The organism is Mycobacterium sp. NGS69 (assembly GCF_059812165.1).
The window spans coordinates 84,438-107,635 of the sequence record NZ_JCALCD010000001.1 but is presented as its reverse complement, the minus strand read 5'-3'; the positions used below and the strand labels follow the sequence as shown (position 1 = coordinate 107,635).

Sequence of the window (23,198 nt, the reverse complement as noted above, 5' to 3'; positions counted from 1 at the left end):
AAATGGTGGCGACCCGCTTCGCCCGGCTGCGCCGCGCTTGCGATCGCCACTTGGATTTTCAGCGGCGCGCGTTGCCCTCCGGCGACATGGGTCCGACGAGCTGGCCGAGCAGGTGCGGGATCTCGAGGCGCGGCAGGACCACCTCGACGAAGACCATGCGGTCCTGATGCTTCGCCGCCGCGGTGAACGCGTCGTCGAGTTCGCCGTAGGTTTGCGCCCGGAACGCCAGGTGGTTGGCCACCCCCAGCGCGCGCGGGACGTCGGTCCAACTCCAGCTCACGATGTCGTTGTACGGGGCCGTCTTTCCGTGAATGGCCCGCTCGACGGTGTAGCCGTCGTTGTTGACCACCACGATCACCGGGGACAGCCCTTCGCGGGAGAAGATGCCGAGTTCCTGCACGGTCAGCTGTGCGGCGCCATCGCCGATCAGCAGCACCGTCCGGCGGTCCGGATGCGCCACCGCGGCCCCGACCGCCGCGGGCAGCGTGTAACCGATTGAACCCCAAAGCGGTTGGCCGATGAAGGTGACGCCGTGCGGCAACCGGTGATCCGCCATTCCGTAAAACGAGGTGCCCTGATCGGCCAGCACCACGTTCCCCGGCGTGAGCGCGACACACAGCCGGTCCCAGACCATCTGCTGGGTGAGTGGTTGATCGCGCGGCGGGGGCGGCGGCAGGGGCTCGGCCGGCGGGGACTCAACCGGGGGCGAAGCGATCCCGCGCCGGACCAGGATGTCGGCCAGCGCCTCCAGCGCGGCGCCCATCTCCATCGGCGCGAAAACCTCACCGGCCACGCTGCTTTGGTACTGCCCGACGTCGATGGTCCGCGCCGGATCGATGCGCTGGCTGAAGAAGCCGCTGACCATGTCGGTGAAGACCACCCCCGCCGTCACCAGCACGGGCGCCTCCTCGATCGCGGTGCGCACCCGTGCGGCGCTGGCCGAACCGGCGTAGATGCCAAGGAAATTGGGGGAGCTCTCGTCGAGCAGGCTCTTTCCCCACATCAAGGTGGCGTGCGGCACCACGTCCGCCGCCAGCAACGCCTCGAGCTCCTTGACCGCCTGCAGGCGGTGGACCAGCAGGTCGGCGAGCACGGTCAGCTGATGATCGCCGATGAGTTCGGCCGCGGCGTCGATGAACAGCGACAGCGCGCGGGGGCTGGTCCCGCCGGTGTAGCGCGGCAGCGGCGCGTCGGGCGGTTCGGTGGGGAAGCGGGCCACGTCGGTGGACAGCAGGAGGTAGCCGGGCCGCTTTTGTTCGCGCACCTCCGACAGCACCCGATCGATCTCTCTGCACGCGGTGGCCGGCATGAGATTGGCTTGGGCGCAAGTGATTTCGCGGCTGATCCGAAAGAAGTGCTCAAAGTCGCCGTCGCCGAGCGAATGGTGCAGCGCCCGCCTGGTGCCCTGCGCGTCCTTCGAGGGTCCGCCGACGATGTGCACGACGGGCACGTGCTCGGCGTAGCTGCCCGCGATCGCATTGGTCGCCGAGAGCTCGCCCACCCCGAATGTCGTTACCACGGCCGACATTCCGCGCAGCCGCCCGTACCCATCGGCGGCGTAGCCGGCGTTGAGCTCGTTGGCGCTGCCCACCCACCGAATGGTCGGATGGGCGACGACGTGGTCCAGGAATTCCAGGTTGTAGTCGCCGGGGACGCCGAAGATCTCGGAGACACCGAGTTCGGCGAGGCGGTCCAACAGGTAGTCACCGACGGTGTAGACGAGGGGATCAGTCACAAGCACGACGGTACGCCCGGTCCAAACCATTCCGGCCGACACGCCGGTTCGCCTATTGTGCGGGCATGGCAATCAAAGAATCCCGCGACATCGTCATCGAAGCCACCCCCGAGGAGATTCTGGACGTCATCGCCGACTTCGAAGCGATGCCCGAATGGTCGGAGCCCCACCAGAGCGCGGAGATCCTCGAGACCGGGGACGACGGGCGGCCGAGCAAGGTGAAGATGAGGGTCAGGACCGCGGGCATCACCGACGAACAGGTGGTGGCCTACACCTGGAGCGGCAACGACGTGACCTGGACGCTGGTCAGCTCGGGTCAGCAGAAATCGCAGGACGGCAAGTACACCTTGGTCCCCCAAGGTGACGCGACCCTGGTCAAGATGGAGATCAGCATCGACCCCAACGTGCCGCTGCCCGGCTTCGTGCTGAAACGGGCCGTCAAGGGGACGATCGATTCCGCGACCAAGGCCCTGCGCGAGCGGGTGCTTGCGGTGAAGAAGGGCAGCTAGTCCCGGTGACGAGCGCGGGTCCCCTGGCCGGGGTGCGGGTGATCGAACTCGGCGGCATCGGGCCGGGCCCGCACGCCGGGATGATGCTCGCCGACCTCGGCGCCGACGTGGTGCGCGTCCGGCGGCCCGGCGGACTGACGATGCCGCCCGAGGACCGCGACTTGCTGCACCGCGGAAAGCGGATCGTCGACCTCGACGTCAAGTCGCAGCCTCAGGCGCTGCTGGAGCTGGCCGCCAAGGCCGACGTGCTGCTCGACTGCTTCCGGCCCGGCACCTGCGAGCGACTCGGCATCGGGCCCGACGACTGCGCGGCGGTCAACCCGCGGCTGATCTTCGCGCGGATCACCGGCTGGGGACAGCACGGCCCGGTGGCCCAGACGGCCGGCCACGACATCAACTATCTGTCGCAGACCGGTGCGCTTTCGGCGCTCGGCTATGCCGACCGGCCGCCGATGCCGCCGCTGAACCTGGTCGCCGACTTCGGTGGCGGCTCGATGCTGGTGCTGCTGGGCATCGCGGTCGCGCTTTACGAGCGGGAGCGGTCGGGCCAGGGCCAGGTGATCGACGCCGCGATGGTCGACGGGGTCAGCCTGCTCGCCCAGATGATGTGGACCATGAAGTCCACCGGTTCGCTGCGCGACGAGCGCGAGTCGTTCCTGCTCGACGGCGGCGCCCCGTTCTACCGGTGCTACGAGACCTCCGACGGGAAGTACGTCGCCGTCGGCGCCATCGAGCCGCAATTTTTCGCGGCCCTGCTGAGCGGGCTCGGGCTGTCCGCCGATGAGGTGCCCGGCCAGCTCGACATCGCTTCGTATCCACGGATGTACGACACCTTCGCGAAGCGCTTCGCCAGCCGGACCCGCGACGAATGGACGGAAGTTTTCGCGGGCACCGACGCGTGCGTCACCCCGGTGCTGACCTGGAGTGAGGCCGCTGCCAATGACCATTTGAACGCCCGGTCGACGGTGATCACCGCGCACGGCGTCGAGCAGGCCGCTCCCGCGCCGCGCTTCTCCCGGACACCGGCCGGCCCGGTGGGGCCGCCGCCCGCGACCACCACACCGCTCGACGAAATCGGCTGGTAAGTATCGATTTACGGCGAACCCCACCCACGCGCGGGGCGCTGGGGTTAGTTTGTTCTTCAGTGGCCGTAAAAGCATCACGGGAATTTGTCGTTGACGCGCCGCCGGAAGTGGTCATGGAGGCGCTGACAGATGTCGGCGTCCTTTCATCGTGGTCGCCGCTGCACAAACACATCGAGGTGATCGACCGTTATCCCGACGGCCGGCCCCATCACGTCAAGACCAAGATCAAGATTCTCGGGATCGTCGACAAAGAGATCCTGGAATATCACTGGGGCCCCGACTGGGTCGTCTACGACGCCAAGCGGACCGCCCAACAACACGGCCAGCACATCGAGTACAACCTCAAGCCCGAGGGCCTCGACAAGACGCGCGTGCGTTTCGACATCACCGTCGAACCGGCCGGGCCCATCCCGGCGTTCGTCGTCAAGCGCGCTACCGAAAAGGTTCTCGACGCCTCGGTGAAGGGGCTCAGCGAGCTGTTGACGGGCGGCCGGGAATCGGGCGGTGCGACTTAGCCAGTGGCCGTACAAGCATCGTCGGAGATCGTCATCGACGCGCCGCCGGAAGTCATCATGGACGCGCTCGCCGACATGGACAACGTGCCGTCATGGTCCGCGGTGCACAAGAAGGCCGACGTGATCGACACCTATCCCGACGGGCGACCGTGCCACGTGAAGATGACGATCAGGGTGATGGGCATCTTCGACACGCAGTTGCTGGAGTACCACTGGGGTCCGGATTGGATGGATGGTGTGGGACGCCGAGAAGACCATCCACCAACACGGCCAGCACGGCGAGTACAACCTGACCCGTGAGGGCGACGACAAGACCCGCGTGCGATTTGGCATCACGCTCGAACCGTCGGCGCCACTGCCTGAGTTCTTCATCAGCCGGGTCCGCAAGAAGATCCTGCATGCCGCGCTGGAGGGACTCCGCAAGCGGGTTATGGGCCCCCCAGCGCCGCCAGTCGCCTGATCGCCTCGTCGAGGGTCTCGTCGCGTTTGCAGAATGTGAAGCGCACCAAGTGATTCCACACGTCGGCGTGAGGGGCGGCCGGATCGCAGAACGCCGACATCGGGATGGCGGCCACGCCGACCTTCTCGGGCAGTGCCGCGCAGAAGGCGGTGCTGTCGTCGTACCCGAGCGGGCGGGGGTCGGCACACAGGAAGTAGGTGCCGTTGCTGTCGTGCACGGCAAAGCCGATCTCGGTCAGCCCGGCGGACAGCCGGTCCCGCCGGGCCTGCAGGGAGCGGCGGAGTTCGGCGACCCAGGCGTCCTCGGTGTCCAGCGCGAGAGCCACCGCGGGCTGGAACGGTGCGCCGCCGACGTAGCTCAGATACTGCTTGGCCGCCCGCACCCCGGCGATGAGCTGCGCTGGGCCGCAGGCCCATCCGATCTTCCATCCGGTGCAGTTGAACATCTTGGCCGCGCTCGAGATGGTGATCGTGCGCTCGGCCATGCCGTCGAAGCCGGCCAGCGGGACATGGCGGTTGCCGTCAAACACCAGGTGCTCGTACACCTCGTCGGTGATCACCAAAAGGTCGGCGGCCACCGCGATCTCGGCGATGGCGGTGAGATCCGCCGCGCTCAGCACCGTTCCGGTGGGGTTGTGCGGCGAGTTGACGATCAGCGCGCGGGTCCGCGGCGTCACCGCCCGCCGAAGGGCGTCGGCGTCCAGCGCGAAGCCACGGCCGTCGGGCACCAGCGGCACCGCCACCCGGTGTGCGCCGGCCATCGCCACCACCGGCGAGTAGGAGTCGTAGAAGGGTTCGATGAGGATTACCTCCGAGCCCGGCTCGACCAGCCCGAGCACCGCCGCGGCGATGGCCTCGGTGGCCCCGACCGTCACCAATATCTCGGTGTCGGGGTCGTAGTCGATGCTGAAGTGCCGCCGGCGCTGGGACGCGATGGCCTGGCGCAGCGGCGCGATGCCGATGCCGGGCGGATATTGGTTGGCGCCCGCGGCGATCGCATCTTGGGCGGCCTTCAGCAACGCCGCGGGCCCGTCCTCGTCGGGGAAGCCCTGGCCCAGGTTCACCGCGCCGATCCGCGCGGCCAGCGCCGACATCTCGGCGAACACCGTCGTCGCGTAGGGCCGCAGCCGCGACACCGTCATGGTCGTCGAGCTTAAGGCCGGCGCTCCCACCGAGCGTGCGGCTGGCCGCACATTCGGCATTCTGATCAGCGGAATCCGCCCAACCAACAGGTTGGATGGGCGCCCTGTTAGGGTGGCCGGTACTGGACCTAGTGTTTTAGACGGATCCGAACCCCCATTTGTGAAGAGGAAGCCGACATGTCCGAAGAAGCCTTCATCTACGAGGCGATCCGCACGCCCCGCGGCAAGCAGCGCAACGGCTCGTTGAACGAGGTCAAACCGCTGAACCTGGTCGTCGGCCTGATCGAGGAGCTGCGCAGGCGCCACCCCGATCTGGATGAGAACCTGATCAGCGACGTCATCCTGGGGTGCGTTTCACCCGTGGGTGACCAGGGCGGTGACATCGCCCGCACCGCCGTGATCGCGGCCGGCATGCCCGACACCGTCGGCGGCGTGCAGCTCAACCGGTTCTGCGCCTCGGGGCTGGAGGCCGTCAACACCGCCGCGCAGAAGGTCCGCTCCGGCTGGGACGACCTGGTGCTCGCCGGTGGTGTGGAGTCGATGAGCCGCGTCCCGATGGGCTCCGACGGCGGCGCGATGATGGCCGACCCGGCCACCTCGTACGACGCCTACATTGTCCCGCAGGGCATTGGGGCGGACCTGATCGCCACCATGGAGGGCTTCTCCCGCGAGGACGTCGACGCCTACGCGCTGCGCTCGCAGGAGCTGGCGGCCGCGGCGTGGTCGGGCGGCTACTTCGCCAAGTCGGTGGTTCCGGTCCGCGACCAGAATGGGCTGCTGATCCTCGATCACGACGAGCACATGCGGCCCGGCACCACGATGGAGGGCCTCGCCAAGCTGAAGCCCGCCTTCGAGGGTCTGGCGGCGATGGCCGGCTTCGACGACGTGGCGCTGCAGAAGTACCACTGGGTCGAGAAGATCAACCACGTTCACACCGGCGGCAACAGCTCGGGCATCGTGGACGGCTCGGCGCTGGTGCTCATCGGCAACGAGAAGGCCGGCACCTCGCAGGGCCTGACGCCCCGGGCCCGCATCGTCGCCACCGCCACCACCGGCGCCGACCCGACGATCATGCTCACCGGCCCGACGCCGGCCACCCGCAAGGCGCTCGACCGGGCCGGGCTGACCGTCGACGACATCGACCTCTTTGAGCTCAACGAGGCGTTCGCGTCGGTCGTCCTGAAGTTCCAGAAGGACCTGAACATTCCGGACGAGAAGCTCAACGTCAACGGTGGCGCCATCGCGATGGGCCACCCGCTGGGCGCCACCGGCGCCATGATCCTGGGCACCATGGTCGACGAGCTCGAGCGCCGCGGCGCCCGGCGTGCGCTGATCACGCTGTGCATCGGCGGCGGCATGGGTGTCGCCACCATCATCGAGAGGGTTTAAGACCATGGCAGAGAACACCATTCAGTGGGACAAGGACGCCGACGGCATCGTCACGCTGACGCTGGACGACCCGACCGGGTCGGCCAACGTGATGAACGAGCACTACAAGGAGTCGATGCACAACGCCGTCGAACGCCTTGTCGCCGAACAGGATTCGATCACCGGAGTGGTGATCACCAGCGCCAAGAAGACGTTCTTCGCCGGTGGTGACCTGAAGGGCATGATCAACCTCGGCCCCGAGAACGCCGGCGAGGCGTTCGACACCGTCGAGGCGGTCAAGCGGGACCTGCGCACCCTGGAGACCCTGGGCAAGCCGGTGGTGGCCGCCATCAACGGCGCGGCGCTCGGCGGCGGTCTGGAGATCGCGCTCGCCTGTCATCACCGCATCGTCGCCGACGTCAAGGGCGTCCAGATCGGGCTGCCCGAGGTCACGTTGGGCCTGCTGCCCGGCGGCGGTGGCGTCACCCGCACCGTCCGGATGCTGGGCATCCAGAACGCCTTCGTCAACGTGCTGAGCCAGGGCACCCGCTTCAAGCCGGCCGCGGCCAAGGACAACGGCCTCGTCGACGAGATCGTCTCGAGCGTCGACGAGTTGGTGCCGGCGGCGAAGGCGTGGATCAAGGCCAACCCCGAGTCGCACACCCAGCCGTGGGACGTCAAGGGCTACAAGATTCCCGGCGGCACGCCGTCGTCACCGGCGCTGGCGGCCATCCTGCCGTCGTTCCCGTCGCTGCTGCGCAAGCAGCTCAAGGGCGCGCCGATGCCGGCGCCGCGGGCCATCCTGGCGGCGGCCGTCGAGGGCACGCAGGTGGACTTCGACACCGCCACCCGCATCGAGAGCCGCTACTTCACCGAGCTGGTCACCGGCCAGGTCGCCAAGAACATGATCCAGGCGTTCTTCTTCGACCTGCAGCACATCAACGGCGGCGGCTCGCGCCCGGACGGCATCGAGCCGGTCAAGATCAACAAGATCGGCGTGCTGGGCGCGGGGATGATGGGCGCCGGCATCGCCTACGTTTCGGCCAAGGCCGGGTACGACGTGGTGCTCAAGGACATCAGCATCGAGGCCGCCGAGAAGGGCAAGAACTACTCGGAAAAGCTTGAGGCCAAAGCACTTCAGCGGGGCAAGACCACCGAGGAGAAGAGCAAGGCGCTGCTGGACCGCATCACGCCGACGGCCGACCCCGCGGACTTCAAGGGCGTCGACTTCGTGATCGAGGCCGTCTTCGAGAACCAGGACCTCAAGCACAAGGTGTTCCAGGAGATCGAGGACATCGTCGAGCCCAACGCGCTGCTCGGGTCGAACACGTCCACCCTGCCGATCACCGGTCTGGCGACCGGCGTGAAGCGGCAGGAGGACTTCATCGGGATCCACTTCTTCAGCCCGGTCGACAAAATGCCGCTGGTGGAAATCATTAAGGGCGAGAAGACTTCCGACGAAGCCCTGGCCCGGGTGTTCGACTACACGCTGGCGATCGGCAAGACCCCGATCGTCGTCAACGACAGCCGCGGGTTCTTCACTAGCCGCGTCATCGGCACGTTCGTGAACGAGGCGTTGGCGATGCTCGGTGAGGGCGTGGAGCCGGCCTCGATCGAGCACGCCGGTACCCAGGCCGGCTACCCGGCGCCGCCGCTGCAGCTGTCCGACGAGCTCAACCTGGAGCTGATGCACAAGATCGCGACCGCCACCCGTAAGGGCGTCGAAGACGCCGGCGGCACCTACGAGCCGCACCCCGCGGAAGCCGTGGTGGAGAAGATGATCGAGCTCGGCCGCCCGTCGCGGTTGAAGGGCGCGGGCTTCTACGAGTACGTCGACGGCAAGCGCACCCAGCTGTGGCCGGGCCTGCGCGAGACGTTCAAGTCCGGTTCGTCGCAGCCGCCGCTGCAGGACATGATCGACCGGATGCTGTTCGCCGAGGCCCTGGAAACCCAGAAGTGCCTGGACGAGGGCGTGCTGACGTCGACGGCCGACGCCAACATCGGCTCGATCATGGGCATCGGGTTCCCGCCGTACACCGGTGGTAGCGCGCAGTTCATCGTCGGCTACTCCGGTGCCGGCGGGACGGGCAAGGACGCCTTCGTGGCCCGGGCCCGGGAGCTGGCCGCCAAGTACGGCGACCGCTTCCTGCCGCCGGCCTCGCTGACCTAGTTCCGGCCACCAGACGCAGAATCGCGTAACGCGGGGCCCCCGCGTGCGATTCTGCGTCTGCTTGCGGTTAGAGGGCGGCGGCGATTCGGCGCCATTGCTCGCGCGGGAATTCCGTCGGGTCGGCCGTCAGCACCTGGATGCAGACGTGGTCGGCGCCGGCCGCTTGATGCTCGGCGACCCGGCGCAGCACGGCCGCTTCGTCGCCCCACGCAATGATCGCGTTGAGCAGCCGATCGCTGACCTGTGCCAGGTCGTCCTCGGAGAACCCGCTGCGCAGCAGGTTGTTCGCGTAGTTGGGCAGCGCCAAATACGCGCGCAGCCAATCGGTTCCGATGCGGCGCGCCTCGTCGGCGCTGTCACACAGGATCACGGTCTGCTCCGGCAGCAGCAACGGGCCCTCACCCAAAGTCGAACGGGCAGAAGCGGTGTGCTCGGGGGTGACGAGGTAGGGGTGGGCACCGCGGGCGCGCGTCGCCGACAGTTCGAGCATCTTGGGGCCGAGCGCGGCAAGGACGCGGGCTTCGGCGGGCACGGGCCGTGGCGCGGCGTCCAGCCCGTCCAGGAACGACGCCGTCGCGGCCAGCGGCTTGCGGTATCGCCCGGGCTGGCCGGCATCGATCAGTGGGGCGTGGCTGACGCCGATCCCCAACAGGAACCGGTCGCCGTGCTCGGCGATCAGGGCGGCATACGATTCGGCGACGTCACCGGCCGAGTGCATCCAGAGGTTGAGGATCCCCGTGGCGATCACGGTCTTTGTCGTCGCGGCGAGCAGCTGCCCCACCGCGTCGAACACCGGCCCGCCCACGTCCGGTATCCACAGCGCCGTGAAGCCAAGATCGTCCAATTCCGCTGCGGCATCGGCGATTTCGGACGCATCGCCGTAGCGCAGTTGGCTGCTCCAGATACCCACGCCGGCGAGGTCCACGGGCGGTCATCCCCTTCGCGTCAGACTTCGGCTTCGCTGTAGTCCGGCACCCGCATCGAGTCGTACACGCGAACGCCCTTGGTGTTCAGCTTCGCGAGCGCCCTGGAGAGCGAGCCGGGCATCAACGAGACTAGCTGAACCCCACGGGTCAACGCCCAAACGCCCGCCCGCGAACCGGGAATGAGGGTCCTGGCGGCGCCCCGCGCGAAGGTCCGGCTCAGATGCACGGGCTCGTGCATCTGTAGCTCGTAGGCGGCGAACGCGCGCAGGTGATCGCCGCCCGCCCGGGCCAGCTCCCCGGCCAGCACATAGGCACCGAGCACGGCCAGGCTGGTGCTGCCGCCGACCGCGGGGCCGGGGCAATACCCGGCGTCGCCGACGAGGGTGACCCGTCGGCGCGACCAGATGTTCATCCGTAGTTGGGTGATCGCATCGAAGTAGAACGCCGGGGTCCGGTCGATTTCGCTCAGCCAGTCGTCCACCTGGGGATGCATGCCCGCGAAGGCGTCCCGCAGTAATTCCTTCTGCCGCAATGAATCCCGATAGTCGTAGTCGAGCTCCTGCTTGCTACCGAACAGAAATACCGCGCGGGCATCGTCCAAATGCGCTGCGCTGTAAATCGCCGCGAGGCGCCCGACGCCGATGTAGCCGACGGTCTCGCCGGGCTTGGTCAGCGACTTGGGCGCGGACACCACCGCCAGATATCCGCCGAGGAAACGGGTCAGGCTGTCCTCGGCGCCGAAGGTCAGGCGTCGGACGTTGGAGTGCAGCCCGTCGGCGCCCACGATGACGTCGAAACGGCGCGGTGGGGCACTCTCGAATGTCACCTCGCCGTCGTGGTCGATCTCCGTGATCGAGTCGCCGAACACGTACTCGACGTCGTCGCGCCCGGCGTCGTAGTAGATCTCGCTGAGGTCGTCCCGCATGATCTCCACGTGGCGGTCGGAGGCGGCGCCGTAGATCTTGGTGAGGTCGACCTCGATGGGCTGCTCCCGGCCCTCGCGATGCATTGTCATGCGGTCGGTTTGGGTGCTCAGTGCCTCGATGCGCGGCAAGACGCCCATCTGCTCCGAGATTTCCATCGCCGGGCGGAACAGGTCCACGGCGTGGCCCCCGGTCTTGCGGAGCGTCGGCGCGCGCTCGACGACGGTGACGTCGAAGCCGTGTCGCGTGATCCAGTACGCCAGTACCGGCCCGGCGATGCTGGCGCCGGAGATCAGAACCCGCATAGCGGGTAAGCCTAACCGCCGGTTTCGGCGCGGAAGCAGCGCTAGTTCTGGTCCTGCGCGTTCTGGGTGAAGATGTCGCCGGAGGTCTGGCCGTTGTCGTTGACGAAATTGGTGTCGTCGGTGGCGAACGGCGTGGTGACGCTCGTCGCGGTGTCAGACGGCGGCGAGGCGTTGAACACTGCCAGCGCCACGACGGCCGCGGCCCCCGCAAAGAACAGTTGCGCCGCGCGGATGGTTCGACGGCGAGCGTCGGTGGTCTGGTCCCCGAGGTTTGTCATGGATTCTGTTTAAGGCGTCCTTGTCGGTGGCCGCTTTGGCCTAGCTATTGATCCGCTGTGAGCCGGGCTGGGTTTGATTGCCCGGTTCCTCCTCAGCCCGTTCCGGGCCGCATCGTCACCGGGCTAAAGTCCCTTGCTATGCGCTTCGGTCTCTTTATTCCGCAAGGCTGGCGGATGGATCTCGTCGGCATCGAACCCGAGAAACACTGGGCGGTGATGCGCGAGTTGGCCGGCTACGCCGACAACGGCGCATGGGACTCGCTGTGGGTCTACGACCACTTCCACACGGTCCCGATGCCGACGGGCGAGGCGACCCACGAGGCGTGGTCGCTGATGGCGGCCTACGCGGCGACAACGTCGCGGATCAAACTCGGCCAGATGTGCACGGCGATGAGCTACCGCAACCCGGTATATCTGGCCAAGGTCGCCGCGACCGCCGACATCATCTCGGGCGGCCGCATTCAGATGGGAATCGGCGGCGGCTGGTACGAACACGAGTGGCGCGCTTACGGTTACGGGTTCCCGTCGGCCAAGGTGCGGTTGGCCCGGCTGGACGAGGGGGTCCAGATCATGCGCGACGCCTGGCGCGACGGCAAGGTCAGCTTCGACGGCGAGTACTACCAGGTCGACGGCGCGATCGTCGCCCCGAAGCCGTTGCAGGACAACGGCATACCGCTGTGGATCGCCGGGGGCGGGGAGAAGGTGACCCTGCGCATCGCCGCGAAATTCGCGCAGTACACCAACTTCACCCCGGAGCTCGAGGCGTTCGCCCACAAGTCCGAGGTGCTCGAAGGGCATTGCCGCGAGGTGGGCACCGACTTCGGGGCGATAGTGCGTTCGGTCAACGTCAACGCGATCGTCGGGACGTCGGACGACGACGTCAAGGACCGGCTGCGCCGCGTGCGCGACCGGTTGGTCGGCTATGTGCCCGAGGCCGCCGCCGACGCTATGATCGCCGGCACCACCGGGCCGGACTCGGCGGTGGGCACCCCGGAACAGGCGATCGAGCGGCTGACGAAGATCCGCGACCTCGGATGTGAGTACGCGATCTGCTATTTCCCGGAGGCCGCGTACGACCGGTCGGGCATCGAGCTGTTCGAACGGGAAGTCATCCCCGCGCTGAGCTAGATGTCGGTGGTCGCGTACCGCGTCTTGACGGGGGGCGCGGCGAGCAGCGGCGGCAGCTCGGCAATCTTGCCCTCGCCGGCTCGGAAGGCGCGGTAGGCCTCGTCGTGCTCGACCGTGTCCCAAAGTTCGTAGACCACCCAGTGCGCGTCGTCATCCTCGTCGACGAGCACGTCGGTTACGAGGTTCCCGTCGAAAGCCCGGGTGACTTGCAGCGCCCGGCCCATGACCTCGCGCGCCGCGGACACCGACTCGGGCTTCAACCTGAGTTCGAGCAGCACCGTGACCGGCATAGTCGTCTCCTTATCGTCGACTCGGGGCTCCGACACCATAACGTGACGGCGACGGTCGCACCCGCCACACCAGTCTCTCGCCGAGGGGATGTCCAATGTGCCCGCCTCATAGCGACTGTGCCAGGGGAGGCGGCGGACCGCGGCCAGGCCGTCGCTCGGAGGCGGGCAAAACGTCGACCGCCTCCGCCAGGGATCTGTGGGGCGGTGTTACCGAACGAGATGCGGATAAGCGACAATGAGAATGCAGTTTCCACTTTTCGGAAAGCTGTTATACGGTTCGGTGAGCATTGTTCTGTTCGGACGCTGGAGGATCCTTAATGCAGAAGGCGCTCGCCCCCGAAATCTCCACCTGGCCCGACGAGAGCCCGCAGCTGATCGGGAGTCGCTGCGGCAACTGCGGTGCCACGACGTTCCCGGTGCAGCAGTGGTGTCCGCGCTGCAGCGGGGGCGAGATGACCGAGTCGTTGTTGCCGCGCCGCGGAACCCTGGTGGCGTGGACCACCCAGGGCTTCCCGCCCGGCGCCCCCTACGCCGGCCCGACCGGCGACGATTTCGTGCCGTTCGGCGTCGGCCTGGTGCAGCTGGGCGACGTCATCCGGGTCGAGGCGCGGCTGACCGAAAACGACCCGGCCAAGCTGCAATTCGGCCAAGAGGTCGAGCTGACCATGGTGCCGCTGACCACCGACGACGAGGGCGCCGAGGTTATGACATTCGCTTTCCAGCCGGTCGAGAAGGGAGCCTGAGATGACCAATGATGTGGCCATCATCGGCGTGGGCCTGCACCCGTTCGGCAGGTTCGACAAGACCGCGATGCAGATGGGGGCGGAGGCCATCCAGTCCGCGCTGGCCGACGCCCACGTGGAGTGGAAGGACATTCAGTTCGGCTTCGGCGGCAGCCACGAGGTGTCCAACCCCGACGCGGTGACCCGCCTGGTCGGCCTGACCGGCATCACGTTCACCAACGTGTTCAACGCCTGCGCCACCGCCGCCAGCGCGATTCAGCAGACCGCCGACACCATTCGGCTGGGCAAGTACGACATCGGCATCGCCATCGGCTTGGACAAGCACCCGCGCGGCGCGTTCACCGACGACCCCGCCAAGCTGGCGCTGCCGCAGTGGTACGCGCAGAACGGGCAGTTCGTCACCACCAAGTTCTTCGGCATGAAGGCGAACAAGTACATCCACGACCACAACATCTCCCAGGCCACGCTGGCCAAGGTCGCGGCCAAAAACTTCCGCAACGGGGCGCTGAACCCGAACGCGTTCCGCCGCAAGCCGATTCCCGAGGAGGAGATCCTCAACTCGCCGGTGCTCAACTACCCGCTGACGCAATACATGTTCTGCGCGCCCGACGAGGGCGCCGCGGCCGTCGTCATGTGCCGGGCCGACATCGCGCACACGTACACCGACAAGCCGGTGTACGTGCGGGCCTGCGAGATCCGTACCCGCCGCTACGGCGCCTACGAGGTGCACGCCACCTTCGCTCCGCTGGACGAGGATGTCTCCCCGACGGTGTACGCGGCCAAGGCGGCCTACGAGGCCGCCGGCATCGGGCCCGAGGACGTCGACGTGGCCCAGCTGCAGGACACCGACGCCGGCAACGAGGTCATCCACATGGCCGAGACCGGCTTGTGCGCCGACGGTGAGCAGGAGAAGCTGCTGGCCGACGGCGCAACCGAGATCCACGGGTCGATGCCGGTCAACACCGACGGTGGGTTGATCGCCAACGGCGAACCGATCGGCGCGTCGGGCCTTCGGCAGATGCACGAGCTGGTGCGCCAGCTGCGCGGCGAGGCGGGCGAACGTCAGGTGCCCGGCAACCCGCGTGTCGGACTGGCCCAGGTGTACGGGGCACCGGGTACCGCGTCGGCGACGATCCTGTCGCTGTAGTCGCGAGGGGTGATGACCCTTAGATCGCCGGGCCCAGGAGGTCGTCGGCGTCGCGGATGATGTAGCCGTAGCCCTGCTCGGCCAGGAAGCGCTGCCGGTGCGCGGCGTAGTCGGCGTCCAGGCTGTCGCGGGCCACCACCGAGTAGAACATCGCGCCGCCGCCGTCGTGCTTGGGCCGCAGCAGCCGGCCCAGCCGCTGGGCCTCTTCCTGGCGCGAGCCGAATGTTCCCGAAACCTGCACGGCCACAGACGCTTCCGGCAGGTCGATGGAGAAGTTGGCCACCTTGGACACCACCAGGGTCGACACCTCGCCGCGGCGGAAGGCGTCGAACAGCGCCTCCCGCTCCTTGGTTCGCGTCGAGCCCTGGATCACCGGGGCGTTCAGCTCGGCGCCGAGCTCGTCGAGCTGATCCAGGTAGGCGCCGATCACCAGCGTCTGCTCGCCGGGATGTTTTTCCAGGATCGACTTCACCACAGCGATTTTGGTGTGCACCGTCGAGCAGAGCCGGTATCGCTCCTCGGGTTCGGCGGTGGCGTACATCATCCGCTCGTTGTCGGTCATGGTGACCCGCACCTCGACGCACTCCGCCGGCGCGATCCAGCCCTGCGCCTCGATGTCCTTCCACGGCGCGTCGTAACGCTTCGGGCCGATCAGGGAGAACACGTCGCCCTCGCGGCCGTCTTCACGAATCAAGGTGGCGGTCAAGCCAAGTCGCCGTTTGGACTGCAGGTCGGCGGTCATCCGGAACACCGGCGCCGGCAGCAGGTGCACCTCGTCGTAGATGATCAGGCCCCAGTCGCGGCTGTCGAAGAGCTCCAGGTGCCGGTATTCGCCCTTGGTGCGGCGGGTGATCATCTGGTACGTCGAGATGGTCACCGGCCGGATCTCCTTGCGCTCACCGGAGTATTCGCCGATCTCGTCCTCGGTCAGCGAGGTGCGTGCGACCAGCTCGCGCTTCCACTGCCGGGCGGCGACGATGTTGGTGACCAGAATCAGCGTCGTCGCACCGGCTTTGGCCATCGCGGCCGCGCCGACGAGCGTCTTGCCGGCGCCGCACGGAAGCACCACCACCCCGGAGCCGCCCGCCCAGAACGAGTCGGCGGCCAGCTGCTGGTAATCGCGCAGGTGCCAGCCGCCCTGCTCGAGGCTGATCGGGTGCGCCTCACCGTCGACGTAACCGGCGAGATCCTCCGCGGGCCAGCCGATCTTGAGGAGCATCTGCTTGACCCGCCCCCGCTCGCTGGGGTGCACGACGACGGTGTCGTCGTCGATCCGCGCGCCCAGCATCGGCGCGATCTTCTTGTTGCGCAGCACTTCCTCGAGCACCGCCCGGTCGAAGCTCACCAACGTCAGGCCGTGCGCGGGGTGCTTGACGAGCTGCAGCCGGCCGTAGCGGGCCATGGTGTCGACGATGTCGACGAGCAGCGGCTGCGGCACCGCGTAGCGGGAGAAGCTGACCAGCGCGTCGACAACCTGCTCGGCGTCGTGGCCGGCGGCGCGGGCATTCCACAGCGCCAGCGGCGTGATGCGGTAGGTGTGCACGTGCTCGGGAGCGCGTTCCAGCTCGGCGAACGGCGCGATGGCGGCGCGCGCCGCGCCGGCCAGCTCGTGATCCACTTCGAGCAGCACCGTCTTATCGGACTGCACGATCAACGGTCCGTCGGACATCTAGCGCCACTCCTCCTCATCGCTACGCTCTGCATCGTCGTTGGCGCGCATCTGACCCATTATCCGGACTCCGCCGACACCACCGACGTGATGCGGTGGATGGCGAAGTCACGCAGGCGCCCGGACGCCGAATCGAACGCCACCAGCTGCCCGCCCCGCACGGAGATCGGCGACACAACCCGCTGGGTCGCCACGCCGGCGGCGTCGAGGTAGCCGATCACCAGCGTGTCCTGGTCCCTGGCCGCGCGCTGCAACATCGACATGGTGACAGCGGGGTCCACGCGAATATTCCCGAACGGAGCGGCGGTCACCTTGCGCAGCACCGAGACGACGGCGTTCAGCGTCTCGCCGCTGGGGTGCGGCGCGGGCCGGTAGGGCCGGCGCTGCTGCGGGGTGGGCACCCTGGCCCCGCGGGGCCGGACGTCGACGATCGAACCGGAGGAGTCCTCGGCGGCCGGGGCGAAACCCGCGTGGCGCAGCCTGACGAGCACCTCGGCGATCGGCGCCGGCGACACCGCCACCGTCGGCGCCAGCGCGCGCAACTGCAGGTCCTCCGCGGCCGCCACCGCCTGCGCCAGCAGCACCGGGTCCTCGCACCGCACGAACGACGCGGCCATGCCGATCCGGAGCTGGCCATGGCGACGGGCGACGTCGTCGATGAGGTATGTGAGCCCTTGCGGCACCGGGGTTTTGGAGTGCTTGGTGAACAGCTCATGCATCCAGTCACGAGTCTTGCCGATGTCGAGGGCGTGCCGGATGGACTGCTCGCTGATGCGGTACACCATCGCCGTGCCGGCCGATTCGACGGTGGCGACGGCGGCCAGATCCTCGGCGAGTTCGCGTCGCAGGGGGCCCGGCACCACGACGGTGAGGTCGGCCTGCAGCAGGAAGTGGTCGATGGGGGCGGGCATCGCCCGCGTCATCGCGTGCACGGCGGCCTCCGGATCGCCGCCGTCGTCCAGCAGCGCTCGCCCGGGAGTGCTGATCGCCCCGCGACCGACCAGACCCAGCGCATGGCATTCGGCCAGCAGATCGGAGACGGGTTGCGGCTGCAGCCGCCTGGACCAGCGGGGGCGCCGCCAGATCAACGCCGCCGAGGCGGTGACGGCATCGACACCCGCCCCGGGCGCCAGCCCGGACAGCATGCCCAGCAGCAGTCGGCGGTCCAGCGGTGCGGCCGTCGAGTACAGCGAATCGGTCAGGGCGCCATAGGGTTTGGCGTCAGGACCCCGGGTGCCGATCAACGCCGGGCGGCCGGGCAGGTCAAGCCAGGCGCCGGCCAGCAGGTGCCAACGCTCGGCCGAGGACATCGCGGCGAACCGCTCAATCGCCGCCGTCGGCGCCCAATACGGTCCCTCACCCTGGACGGGTTCCGGGTCGGGCATGCCGCTGGCGATCAATCCGGCCGCGGCGGCGATTTCGAGGATCAGGCCCAGCCGTGTCTCGTCGATGCCGGTCGTCTTGGCCAGCCGCTTGAGGTCGCGAATCCCCAGCCCGCCGCTGCGCAGCTCGGAAACCGGTGCGGCGCCCAGGGTTTGAAGCAGCACGTCGAACTCGCGGAGCAGGTCGATGACGGCTCCCGCCGCCACCGCATCCACGTCGTCGGCGGTGGTGACCGACACCACCGGGTCGGGGGCCGTCAGCTGCATGGGACCGGGGTCCTCGCCCCGCAGCACCTGCCCGACGTGCCGGGGCAGGATCACGGTCTCGGCATCGATGCGCCGCAGCAGGCCCAGCGCCAGCAGCTGCGGCACCGGCCGATCCGCCGGGGCGCCGGGAGCGGCGTCGCGGGTGCGGCCCATCGGCGAACCCTCGAGCAGTTTGTTCAGCACATCGAGCTGGGATGGGTCGAGACCGTCGATCAGGCCGGCGATCTCCTCGCCCGTGCGGGAGCTGTCCTCGAGCGTGACCTGCCCCGGGTGCCACGGCAAAGCCGTGCCGGCGTCGGCGGCCACCCGGATCGCGGCGTCGCCCCAGACCAGCGCGCGCTGCCGCAGGTCGTCCAGCGCGCCGAGCACGTCGGCCTCGGGGGCGCGGTCAGCGATGAGCGCGAGCAGCTTGGCGACCTGCACCGGGGCGGAATCGGCCTGCAGCACCAGCAGCGCGTCGAGCACCGCCAGCCGCAGGAAGTCGAGGTCGTCGGTGGCCGCCTTGACCGACTGACGCGCCTGGGCGCGCGCGGCCAGCGCCGCGATGCTGCCAGGCGGGGGCTGGGCGAGGTCCGGCCGTAGTTCCAGCAGTCGGATCAGCCGCTCGTCGGGCAAGTCGGCCAGCCAGGACCCCAGCGGGATGTCCGGGGTGTTGTCGGTCATTGCTGACCAGCGTAAAGCAGTCTTCCCGACCGGCCCGTACGCAAAGCCCACGGTCAGCCCGGGCTTGCGCCACGGGCGCGGGCGCGACCTGTCAGAATGGACCCCGTGGCTGACTCTGCTGAAGGCAAGGCGCGCAAGACCAACTACGTCGACAACGGCTGGCCGACGACGGACCCGGATGACCACGCTGTGAGCGAACTGGTCAGTGATCGGACGGGTGCGCTGTCGCCCTTCGGTGAGCTGGTCTTCCCGTTGCCCGCGACCGACCTGCCCTACGTCCACCCGGTCACGGTCGTCAACCGCTAACCGATGGCTAGGGCCCCAGAGGCCGCCAAGGCCTCGGCAGGCACGCTCTCGCACCTGGACGAGCGGGGTGCGGCGCACATGGTCGACGTCACGGAAAAGAGCGCCACCCGGCGCACCGCCGTCGCGGCGGGTGCGTTGCGCACCTCGCCGGAGGTGGTCGCGCTCGTCTCGACCGGCGGCCTGCCCAAGGGGGACGCGCTGGCCACCGCGCGGGTGGCCGGAATCCTGGCGGCAAAGCGCACCAGCGACCTGATCCCGCTTTGTCATCAGCTCGCGCTCACCGGGGTCGACGTCGACTTCGCCGTCGGCGATTCGGACATCGAGATCACCGCGACCGTGCGCAGCACGGACCGCACGGGCGTGGAGATGGAGGCGCTGACCGCCGTCAGCGTGGCCGGGCTCACGCTGTACGACATGATCAAAGCCGTCGACCCGGCCGCTCGCCTCGATGACATTCGGGTGCTGCGCAAGCAGGGCGGCAAAACCGGAACCTGGGAGCGGTGATGGGCGAGCGATCCGCACGAATAATTATCGCGTCGACCCGTGCGTCGTCCGGCGTGTACGACGACCGAAGCGGGCCGATCATTGCGGAATGGCTTGAACAGCATGGGTTTTCGCCCGTGCAGCCCGAGGTGGTGGCCGACGGGGAGCCCGTGGGCCAGGCGCTGCGTGGGGCGCTCGACGCCGACGTCGACCTGATCATCACCTCGGGTGGCACCGGCATCTCGCCCAGCGACGCCACCCCGGACCAGACCGTGGCCGTGCTGGACTACATGATCCCCGGGCTGGCCGACGCGATCCGCCGCTCCGGGCTGCCTAAGGTGCCGACGTCGGTGCTGTCGCGCGGCGTCTGCGGTGTGGCGGGCCGCACGCTGATCGTGAATCTGCCGGGATCACCCGGCGGGGTGCGCGACGGGCTCGGCGTGCTTGCCGACGTGCTCGATCACGCGCTCGACCAACTCGCCGGCGGAGATCACCAGGGATGACCCGCGTTCTGCGCGCCGCCATGACCGAAGAGCCGATCGTTTTGGCGGAGCACGAAGAGCTGGTGGGTCATCAGTCGGCCGGGGCGGTCGTCGGATTCGTCGGCATGATCCGCGACCACGACGGCGGCCGGCGGGTGGTGCGGTTGGAGTACTCCGCGCACCCCTCGGCCGAGCAGGTCCTGGCCCAAGTCGTCGGCGAGGTCGCCGAGTCGTCCAGCGGGGTCCGCGCGATCGCGGCCAGCCACCGCATCGGCGCGCTGCACATCGGCGAGGCGGCGCTGGTGGCCGCGGTGGCCGCCGACCATCGGCAGGCGGCCTTCGACACCTGCGCCCGGCTGGTGGACACCATCAAGGCACGGTTACCGGTGTGGAAGCACCAGTTCTTCGACGACGGAACCGAAGAATGGGTGGGCTCCGCCTAAAGACGGGCGCACCGCGCGCCTGAGATAAGTGGAGGCGTCAGCCGGCCTGCGGCGGCTGCCCCAGGGCATCCAGCGCGTCGTTCCCGTGGATGTCCGCACTCTGGATCGCGTCCCAGAGTTTTCGGGTGTAGCCCACGGTCGAAGCGTGCTGCGGTTCGGTCGGCGCATCCGCGGGAGGCGCGGGCGGCAGGGCGTCCGCGGGAGGCGCGGGCGGCACCATGTCCGGCGCAGGTTGCTCGGCCGCCGTCAGCGTCACCGGCGGGGCCGGGTCGGCGGGCGGCGGGGGAGGCGGCGGCGGGGCGTCCGGTGGCGGAGCGTCCGCCGGCGGTGGCGCCAGCGGCGGCAGGCCGTTGAGCCCGGGCGCGTCCAGCGGGGCGTCCATACCCACGGGAGCGGGCGCGGGAACCTCGCGCGGAGTGGGGCCCGAGAGCGGACCGCCGCAGACCGGCCAGGCGCCCCGGCCCTGGGTCGCGAGCACGCGCTCGGCAACCGCGATCTGCTGTTCCTTGGTTGCCATCTCGGCCGACGGGGCGAATTCGCCGCCGCCGTGCGCGGCCCAGGTGCTCGAACTGAACTGGACACCGCCGTGATAGCCGTTGCCCGTGTTGATGCCCCAGTTGCCGCCGGACTCGCAACGGGCTACCTGATCCCATTCGCCGTCGGTGGCCGCGGCGGCCTGGGCGGCCATGGCGATGCTGCCGCCACCAAGAACTGCCCCCGTGAAGGCGATCTTGGCGACGCTGATGCTGGATGTTGTGGGCTTGCGGTGACGTCCACTCATACGCGCCGAAATATTCCTCTCGTGTGACGCGCCTACGAGGTCAGCTGTCGGGTTCGGGTTGGAGAGGCCACCCGGCCGCCGCCATACTCCGCATGGGAGCCGGCGTCGGCTTCACCCCAAGGAGTCGCAAGCGACTCCAATCCGATCACGGTGGACCGGTGGGTCCCCCGCCTCCATCCGCTTCGGTCACCCCCGCCCATTGGATGGAGCTCGGCGCGATAGGCGGGGTGGAACGCCGTTCGGTAGATTGACGAACCGTCGGTGACGCTAGCGGGTTCTGTTCGTCCCGTCACGTCTTGTGAAACCCGGCGTTTCCCTCACGGCCATGTGCGAAAAGCCCAGGAACGCTAGGGATTCCCGCTGGTCATTCGACCGATATCGGAGCGTGATTTCGCCGTTATCGTTCCGTTACGTGAGGTATCTCACAATTTCAGCCGCCGGCGAAAGGCGGCAGAACGTCGATCGTGTCACCGGTGCGTAACGGCGTGGTTTCGTCGCGCACGGCGATGCCGTCGCACAGGTAGGAGCATCGCTCCAACACGGTCGCGAGCCGAGATCCACGACCGGCGAGCCGCTCCACCAATTCGGCCACCGTGGTGCCCGGGCGTACCACCAAGGCCTCCGATTCGGCACCGGCCGCGGCGCGCGCGGCGGCGAAGTAGCGGACCGTCACCTGGATTCCCTCCCCGTCGGCCGGGGCCTGACCCGTCGGGCTAGCCACCGATCGCGCTCATCGGGCGGGCGGGCTGGATGAAGTCGGGATCGTTGATGCCATGGCCGGCGGGCTTGCCCCACATTGCGGCGCGCCACGCCGCCTCGATCGCGTCGTCGTCGGCCCCGCCGCGCAGCAGTCCCCGAAGGTCGGTCTCCTCGGTCGAGAAGAGGCAGCTGCGGACCTGGCCGTCGGCGGTGAGGCGGGTGCGGTCGCAGGTCGAGCAGAATGCGTGCGACACCGACGCGATGACCCCGAACTTCGCGCTCGGAGTGCCCGGGCCCGTGTCGACCAGCCAGAGCTCCGCCGGAGCCGAACCGCGGGGCGCCGGGTCCGGGCGCAACCGGAAGTGCGCGCGCAGCACCCCCAGCACGTCGTCCGCCGTCAGTGCGGCGCCACGGCGCCATTGATGTCCGGCGTCCAGCGGCATCTGCTCGATGACCCGCAACTGATAGCCGTGCTCGAGGCAGAACCGCAGCAGGCCGACGACGTCGTCACGCCCGGTCGCGGGATCGAGCACGGCGTTGACCTTGACCGGAGTCAGGCCGGCCGCTTTGGCGGCCGCCAGGCCCTCCAGCACGTCGGCGAGCCGGTCCCGGCGGGTGATGGCCGCGAAGTGGTCGCGGTCCACGCTGTCCATCGACACGTTGACCCGATTCAGGCCCGCCTCGGCAAGAGCGGCGGCCCGGCGCGCCAGCCCAACGCCATTGGTGGTCAACGAGATCTCGGGGCGGGGCTGCAGGCCGGCCGCCGCGGCGATCACCTCTTCGAGATGGCGGGACAGTAGGGGTTCCCCACCCGTGAACCGCACGCTGGTGATGCCCAGCCGGGTGACGGCGATATGCATCAGCCTGGCCAGCTCGTCGGGGCTCAGCAATTGTTCGCCGGGCAGCCAGTCCAGGCCCTCGGCCGGCATGCAGTAGCTGCACCGCAGATTGCACCGATCGGTCAGCGACACCCGCAGGTCGGTCGCGGCGCGCCCGTAGGTGTCCAGCAACGGGCCGCTGCCGGGAACGTTCTGGGCGACGGGGTCGCCGGCGCGGCCTCGCACCGTTGGTAAGCCCAATGCGGTCAGAGTCATGCGGCCACCGGCACGAAGCGGGTCGGCGAGGTGGACGGGTTCAAGGTGGCCGTCCACAGGCCACCGAATGCGAGCCAGATGACGTTCAGGATCAGGCGCATATCTCCTCCAGCGGTACCGCCCAGACTACCGAGTAGCGCTTAACGGGGGTGCTCGTCGGGCGGGCATCCGAGTAGGATCAGAATCCAACATGCGTCCTGCGCAGG

Annotated in this window: 23 protein-coding genes, 1 pseudogene and 1 riboswitch; of the genes and pseudogenes, 13 read left to right on the top strand and 11 right to left on the bottom strand. The window is 68.6% G+C overall.

Annotated features, from left to right (window positions below; all coding sequences use genetic code 11):
- Positions 1 to 58 precede the first annotated feature (58 nt).
- The gene (locus AC5Y2S_RS00550; protein WP_499954286.1) at positions 59 to 1,765 is read right to left on the bottom strand and encodes an alpha-keto acid decarboxylase family protein; all 1,707 of its coding nucleotides are present in this window, start codon (positions 1,763 to 1,765) and stop codon (positions 59 to 61) included.
- A gap of 35 nt (positions 1,766 to 1,800) precedes the next feature.
- Between AC5Y2S_RS00550 and AC5Y2S_RS00545 the strand changes: the two genes are divergently transcribed.
- From AC5Y2S_RS00545 to AC5Y2S_RS00530, 4 genes and pseudogenes are all read left to right on the top strand, one after another.
- Positions 1,801 to 2,244 carry an SRPBCC family protein gene (locus AC5Y2S_RS00545; RefSeq protein WP_499953146.1) on the top strand — a complete coding sequence of 148 codons (444 nt, stop codon included), beginning with the start codon at positions 1,801 to 1,803 and terminating at the stop codon, positions 2,242 to 2,244.
- 5 nt (positions 2,245 to 2,249) lie between these two features.
- Positions 2,250 to 3,329, top strand: a complete 1,080-nt coding sequence (locus tag AC5Y2S_RS00540; protein ID WP_499953144.1) for a CaiB/BaiF CoA transferase family protein — start codon at positions 2,250 to 2,252, stop codon at positions 3,327 to 3,329.
- Between the two features lie 59 nt (positions 3,330 to 3,388).
- A complete protein-coding gene (locus AC5Y2S_RS00535; protein ID WP_499903532.1) occupies positions 3,389 to 3,844 on the top strand; it encodes an SRPBCC family protein in 456 nt (151 codons plus the stop codon).
- A 3-nt stretch (positions 3,845 to 3,847) separates the two neighbouring features.
- A pseudogene (locus tag AC5Y2S_RS00530) lies at positions 3,848 to 4,304 on the top strand (SRPBCC family protein).
- Here the strand turns inward: AC5Y2S_RS00530 and AC5Y2S_RS00525 are convergent.
- The gene (locus AC5Y2S_RS00525) at positions 4,273 to 5,445 is read right to left on the bottom strand and encodes a pyridoxal phosphate-dependent aminotransferase (RefSeq protein ID WP_499953142.1); all 1,173 of its coding nucleotides are present in this window, start codon (positions 5,443 to 5,445) and stop codon (positions 4,273 to 4,275) included. The pseudogene AC5Y2S_RS00530 and the gene AC5Y2S_RS00525 overlap by 32 nt on opposite strands.
- A 177-nt stretch (positions 5,446 to 5,622) precedes the next feature.
- On the opposite strand from AC5Y2S_RS00525, the gene AC5Y2S_RS00520 reads away from it, so the two are divergent.
- Together AC5Y2S_RS00520 and AC5Y2S_RS00515 are read left to right on the top strand one after the other, a co-directional pair.
- Positions 5,623 to 6,834, top strand: coding sequence for an acetyl-CoA C-acetyltransferase (locus tag AC5Y2S_RS00520; protein ID WP_499953141.1), 1,212 nt, complete (start codon positions 5,623 to 5,625; stop codon positions 6,832 to 6,834).
- A 4-nt stretch (positions 6,835 to 6,838) separates the two neighbouring features.
- Complete coding sequence (locus tag AC5Y2S_RS00515; protein WP_499953139.1) at positions 6,839 to 8,983, top strand: 3-hydroxyacyl-CoA dehydrogenase NAD-binding domain-containing protein; 2,145 nt, start codon at positions 6,839 to 6,841, stop codon at positions 8,981 to 8,983.
- Positions 8,984 to 9,050: 67 nt separating this feature from the next.
- On the opposite strand, the gene AC5Y2S_RS00510 is transcribed toward AC5Y2S_RS00515, so the two are convergent.
- From AC5Y2S_RS00510 to AC5Y2S_RS00500, 3 genes are read right to left on the bottom strand one after another with little or no spacing between them, the layout of a single operon-like run.
- Positions 9,051 to 9,908 (bottom strand): LLM class F420-dependent oxidoreductase, encoded by an 858-nt coding sequence (locus AC5Y2S_RS00510; protein WP_499953138.1) that lies wholly within the window; start codon positions 9,906 to 9,908, stop codon positions 9,051 to 9,053.
- Positions 9,909 to 9,928: 20 nt separating this feature from the next.
- On the bottom strand, positions 9,929 to 11,137 hold the full coding sequence (locus AC5Y2S_RS00505; protein ID WP_499953136.1) for an FAD-dependent monooxygenase: 1,209 nt from the start codon (positions 11,135 to 11,137) through the stop codon (positions 9,929 to 9,931).
- Positions 11,138 to 11,178: 41 nt separating this feature from the next.
- A complete protein-coding gene (locus AC5Y2S_RS00500) occupies positions 11,179 to 11,415 on the bottom strand; it encodes a hypothetical protein (RefSeq protein ID WP_499953134.1) in 237 nt (78 codons plus the stop codon).
- 138 nt (positions 11,416 to 11,553) lie between these two features.
- Here AC5Y2S_RS00500 and AC5Y2S_RS00495 point away from each other — a divergent pair, with 138 nt between their 5' ends.
- Positions 11,554 to 12,543, top strand: coding sequence for an LLM class F420-dependent oxidoreductase (locus AC5Y2S_RS00495; RefSeq protein WP_499953133.1), 990 nt, complete (start codon positions 11,554 to 11,556; stop codon positions 12,541 to 12,543).
- Here the strand turns inward: AC5Y2S_RS00495 and AC5Y2S_RS00490 are convergent.
- The gene (locus AC5Y2S_RS00490; RefSeq protein ID WP_068187291.1) at positions 12,540 to 12,833 is read right to left on the bottom strand and encodes a putative quinol monooxygenase; all 294 of its coding nucleotides are present in this window, start codon (positions 12,831 to 12,833) and stop codon (positions 12,540 to 12,542) included. The two genes, AC5Y2S_RS00495 and AC5Y2S_RS00490, sit on opposite strands and share 4 nt — an antisense overlap.
- Before the next feature lie 317 nt (positions 12,834 to 13,150).
- Between AC5Y2S_RS00490 and AC5Y2S_RS00485 the strand changes: the two genes are divergently transcribed.
- Both AC5Y2S_RS00485 and AC5Y2S_RS00480 read left to right on the top strand, forming a co-directional pair.
- Positions 13,151 to 13,576: a Zn-ribbon domain-containing OB-fold protein gene (locus tag AC5Y2S_RS00485; RefSeq protein ID WP_499953131.1), complete on the top strand. Its 426-nt coding sequence runs from the start codon at positions 13,151 to 13,153 to the stop codon at positions 13,574 to 13,576.
- A 1-nt stretch (position 13,577) separates the two neighbouring features.
- Positions 13,578 to 14,723 (top strand): thiolase family protein, encoded by a 1,146-nt coding sequence (locus AC5Y2S_RS00480; RefSeq protein ID WP_499953129.1) that lies wholly within the window; start codon positions 13,578 to 13,580, stop codon positions 14,721 to 14,723.
- Between the two features lie 19 nt (positions 14,724 to 14,742).
- On the opposite strand, the gene AC5Y2S_RS00475 is transcribed toward AC5Y2S_RS00480, so the two are convergent.
- Together AC5Y2S_RS00475 and AC5Y2S_RS00470 are read right to left on the bottom strand one after the other, a co-directional pair.
- Positions 14,743 to 16,392 carry a DNA repair helicase XPB gene (locus tag AC5Y2S_RS00475; protein ID WP_499953128.1) on the bottom strand — a complete coding sequence of 550 codons (1,650 nt, stop codon included), beginning with the start codon at positions 16,390 to 16,392 and terminating at the stop codon, positions 14,743 to 14,745.
- Positions 16,393 to 16,451: 59 nt separating this feature from the next.
- On the bottom strand, positions 16,452 to 18,704 hold the full coding sequence (locus AC5Y2S_RS00470) for a helicase-associated domain-containing protein (RefSeq protein WP_499953126.1): 2,253 nt from the start codon (positions 18,702 to 18,704) through the stop codon (positions 16,452 to 16,454).
- 105 nt (positions 18,705 to 18,809) lie between these two features.
- Between AC5Y2S_RS00470 and AC5Y2S_RS00465 the strand changes: the two genes are divergently transcribed.
- From AC5Y2S_RS00465 to AC5Y2S_RS00450, 4 genes are read left to right on the top strand one after another with little or no spacing between them, the layout of a single operon-like run.
- A complete protein-coding gene (locus AC5Y2S_RS00465; RefSeq protein ID WP_173817347.1) occupies positions 18,810 to 19,010 on the top strand; it encodes a hypothetical protein in 201 nt (66 codons plus the stop codon).
- 3 nt (positions 19,011 to 19,013) lie between these two features.
- On the top strand, positions 19,014 to 19,514 hold the full coding sequence (gene moaC, locus AC5Y2S_RS00460; RefSeq protein ID WP_499953124.1) for a cyclic pyranopterin monophosphate synthase MoaC: 501 nt from the start codon (positions 19,014 to 19,016) through the stop codon (positions 19,512 to 19,514).
- Positions 19,514 to 19,996 (top strand): MogA/MoaB family molybdenum cofactor biosynthesis protein, encoded by a 483-nt coding sequence (locus AC5Y2S_RS00455; RefSeq protein ID WP_499903518.1) that lies wholly within the window; start codon positions 19,514 to 19,516, stop codon positions 19,994 to 19,996. Before moaC ends, AC5Y2S_RS00455 begins: the two co-directional genes overlap by 1 nt.
- On the top strand, positions 19,993 to 20,418 hold the full coding sequence (locus AC5Y2S_RS00450) for a molybdenum cofactor biosynthesis protein MoaE (protein ID WP_499882924.1): 426 nt from the start codon (positions 19,993 to 19,995) through the stop codon (positions 20,416 to 20,418). The genes AC5Y2S_RS00455 and AC5Y2S_RS00450 overlap by 4 nt, the downstream gene beginning before the upstream one ends.
- Before the next feature lie 37 nt (positions 20,419 to 20,455).
- Here the strand turns inward: AC5Y2S_RS00450 and AC5Y2S_RS00445 are convergent, their stop codons facing one another.
- The 3 genes from AC5Y2S_RS00445 to moaA all read right to left on the bottom strand — a co-directional run bounded on the left by AC5Y2S_RS00445 (position 20,456) and on the right by moaA (position 22,992).
- A complete protein-coding gene (locus AC5Y2S_RS00445; RefSeq protein WP_499953123.1) occupies positions 20,456 to 21,199 on the bottom strand; it encodes a transglycosylase family protein in 744 nt (247 codons plus the stop codon).
- Positions 21,200 to 21,210: 11 nt separating this feature from the next.
- Positions 21,211 to 21,420: riboswitch (cyclic di-AMP (ydaO/yuaA leader) on the bottom strand.
- 209 nt (positions 21,421 to 21,629) lie between these two features.
- Entirely contained in the window at positions 21,630 to 21,920 is a 291-nt protein-coding gene (locus tag AC5Y2S_RS00440) for a MoaD/ThiS family protein (protein ID WP_499953121.1), read from the bottom strand.
- Positions 21,913 to 22,992: a GTP 3',8-cyclase MoaA gene (moaA, locus tag AC5Y2S_RS00435; RefSeq protein ID WP_499953119.1), complete on the bottom strand. Its 1,080-nt coding sequence runs from the start codon at positions 22,990 to 22,992 to the stop codon at positions 21,913 to 21,915. Before moaA ends, AC5Y2S_RS00440 begins: the two co-directional genes overlap by 8 nt.
- Positions 22,993 to 23,198: the final 206 nt, after the last annotated feature.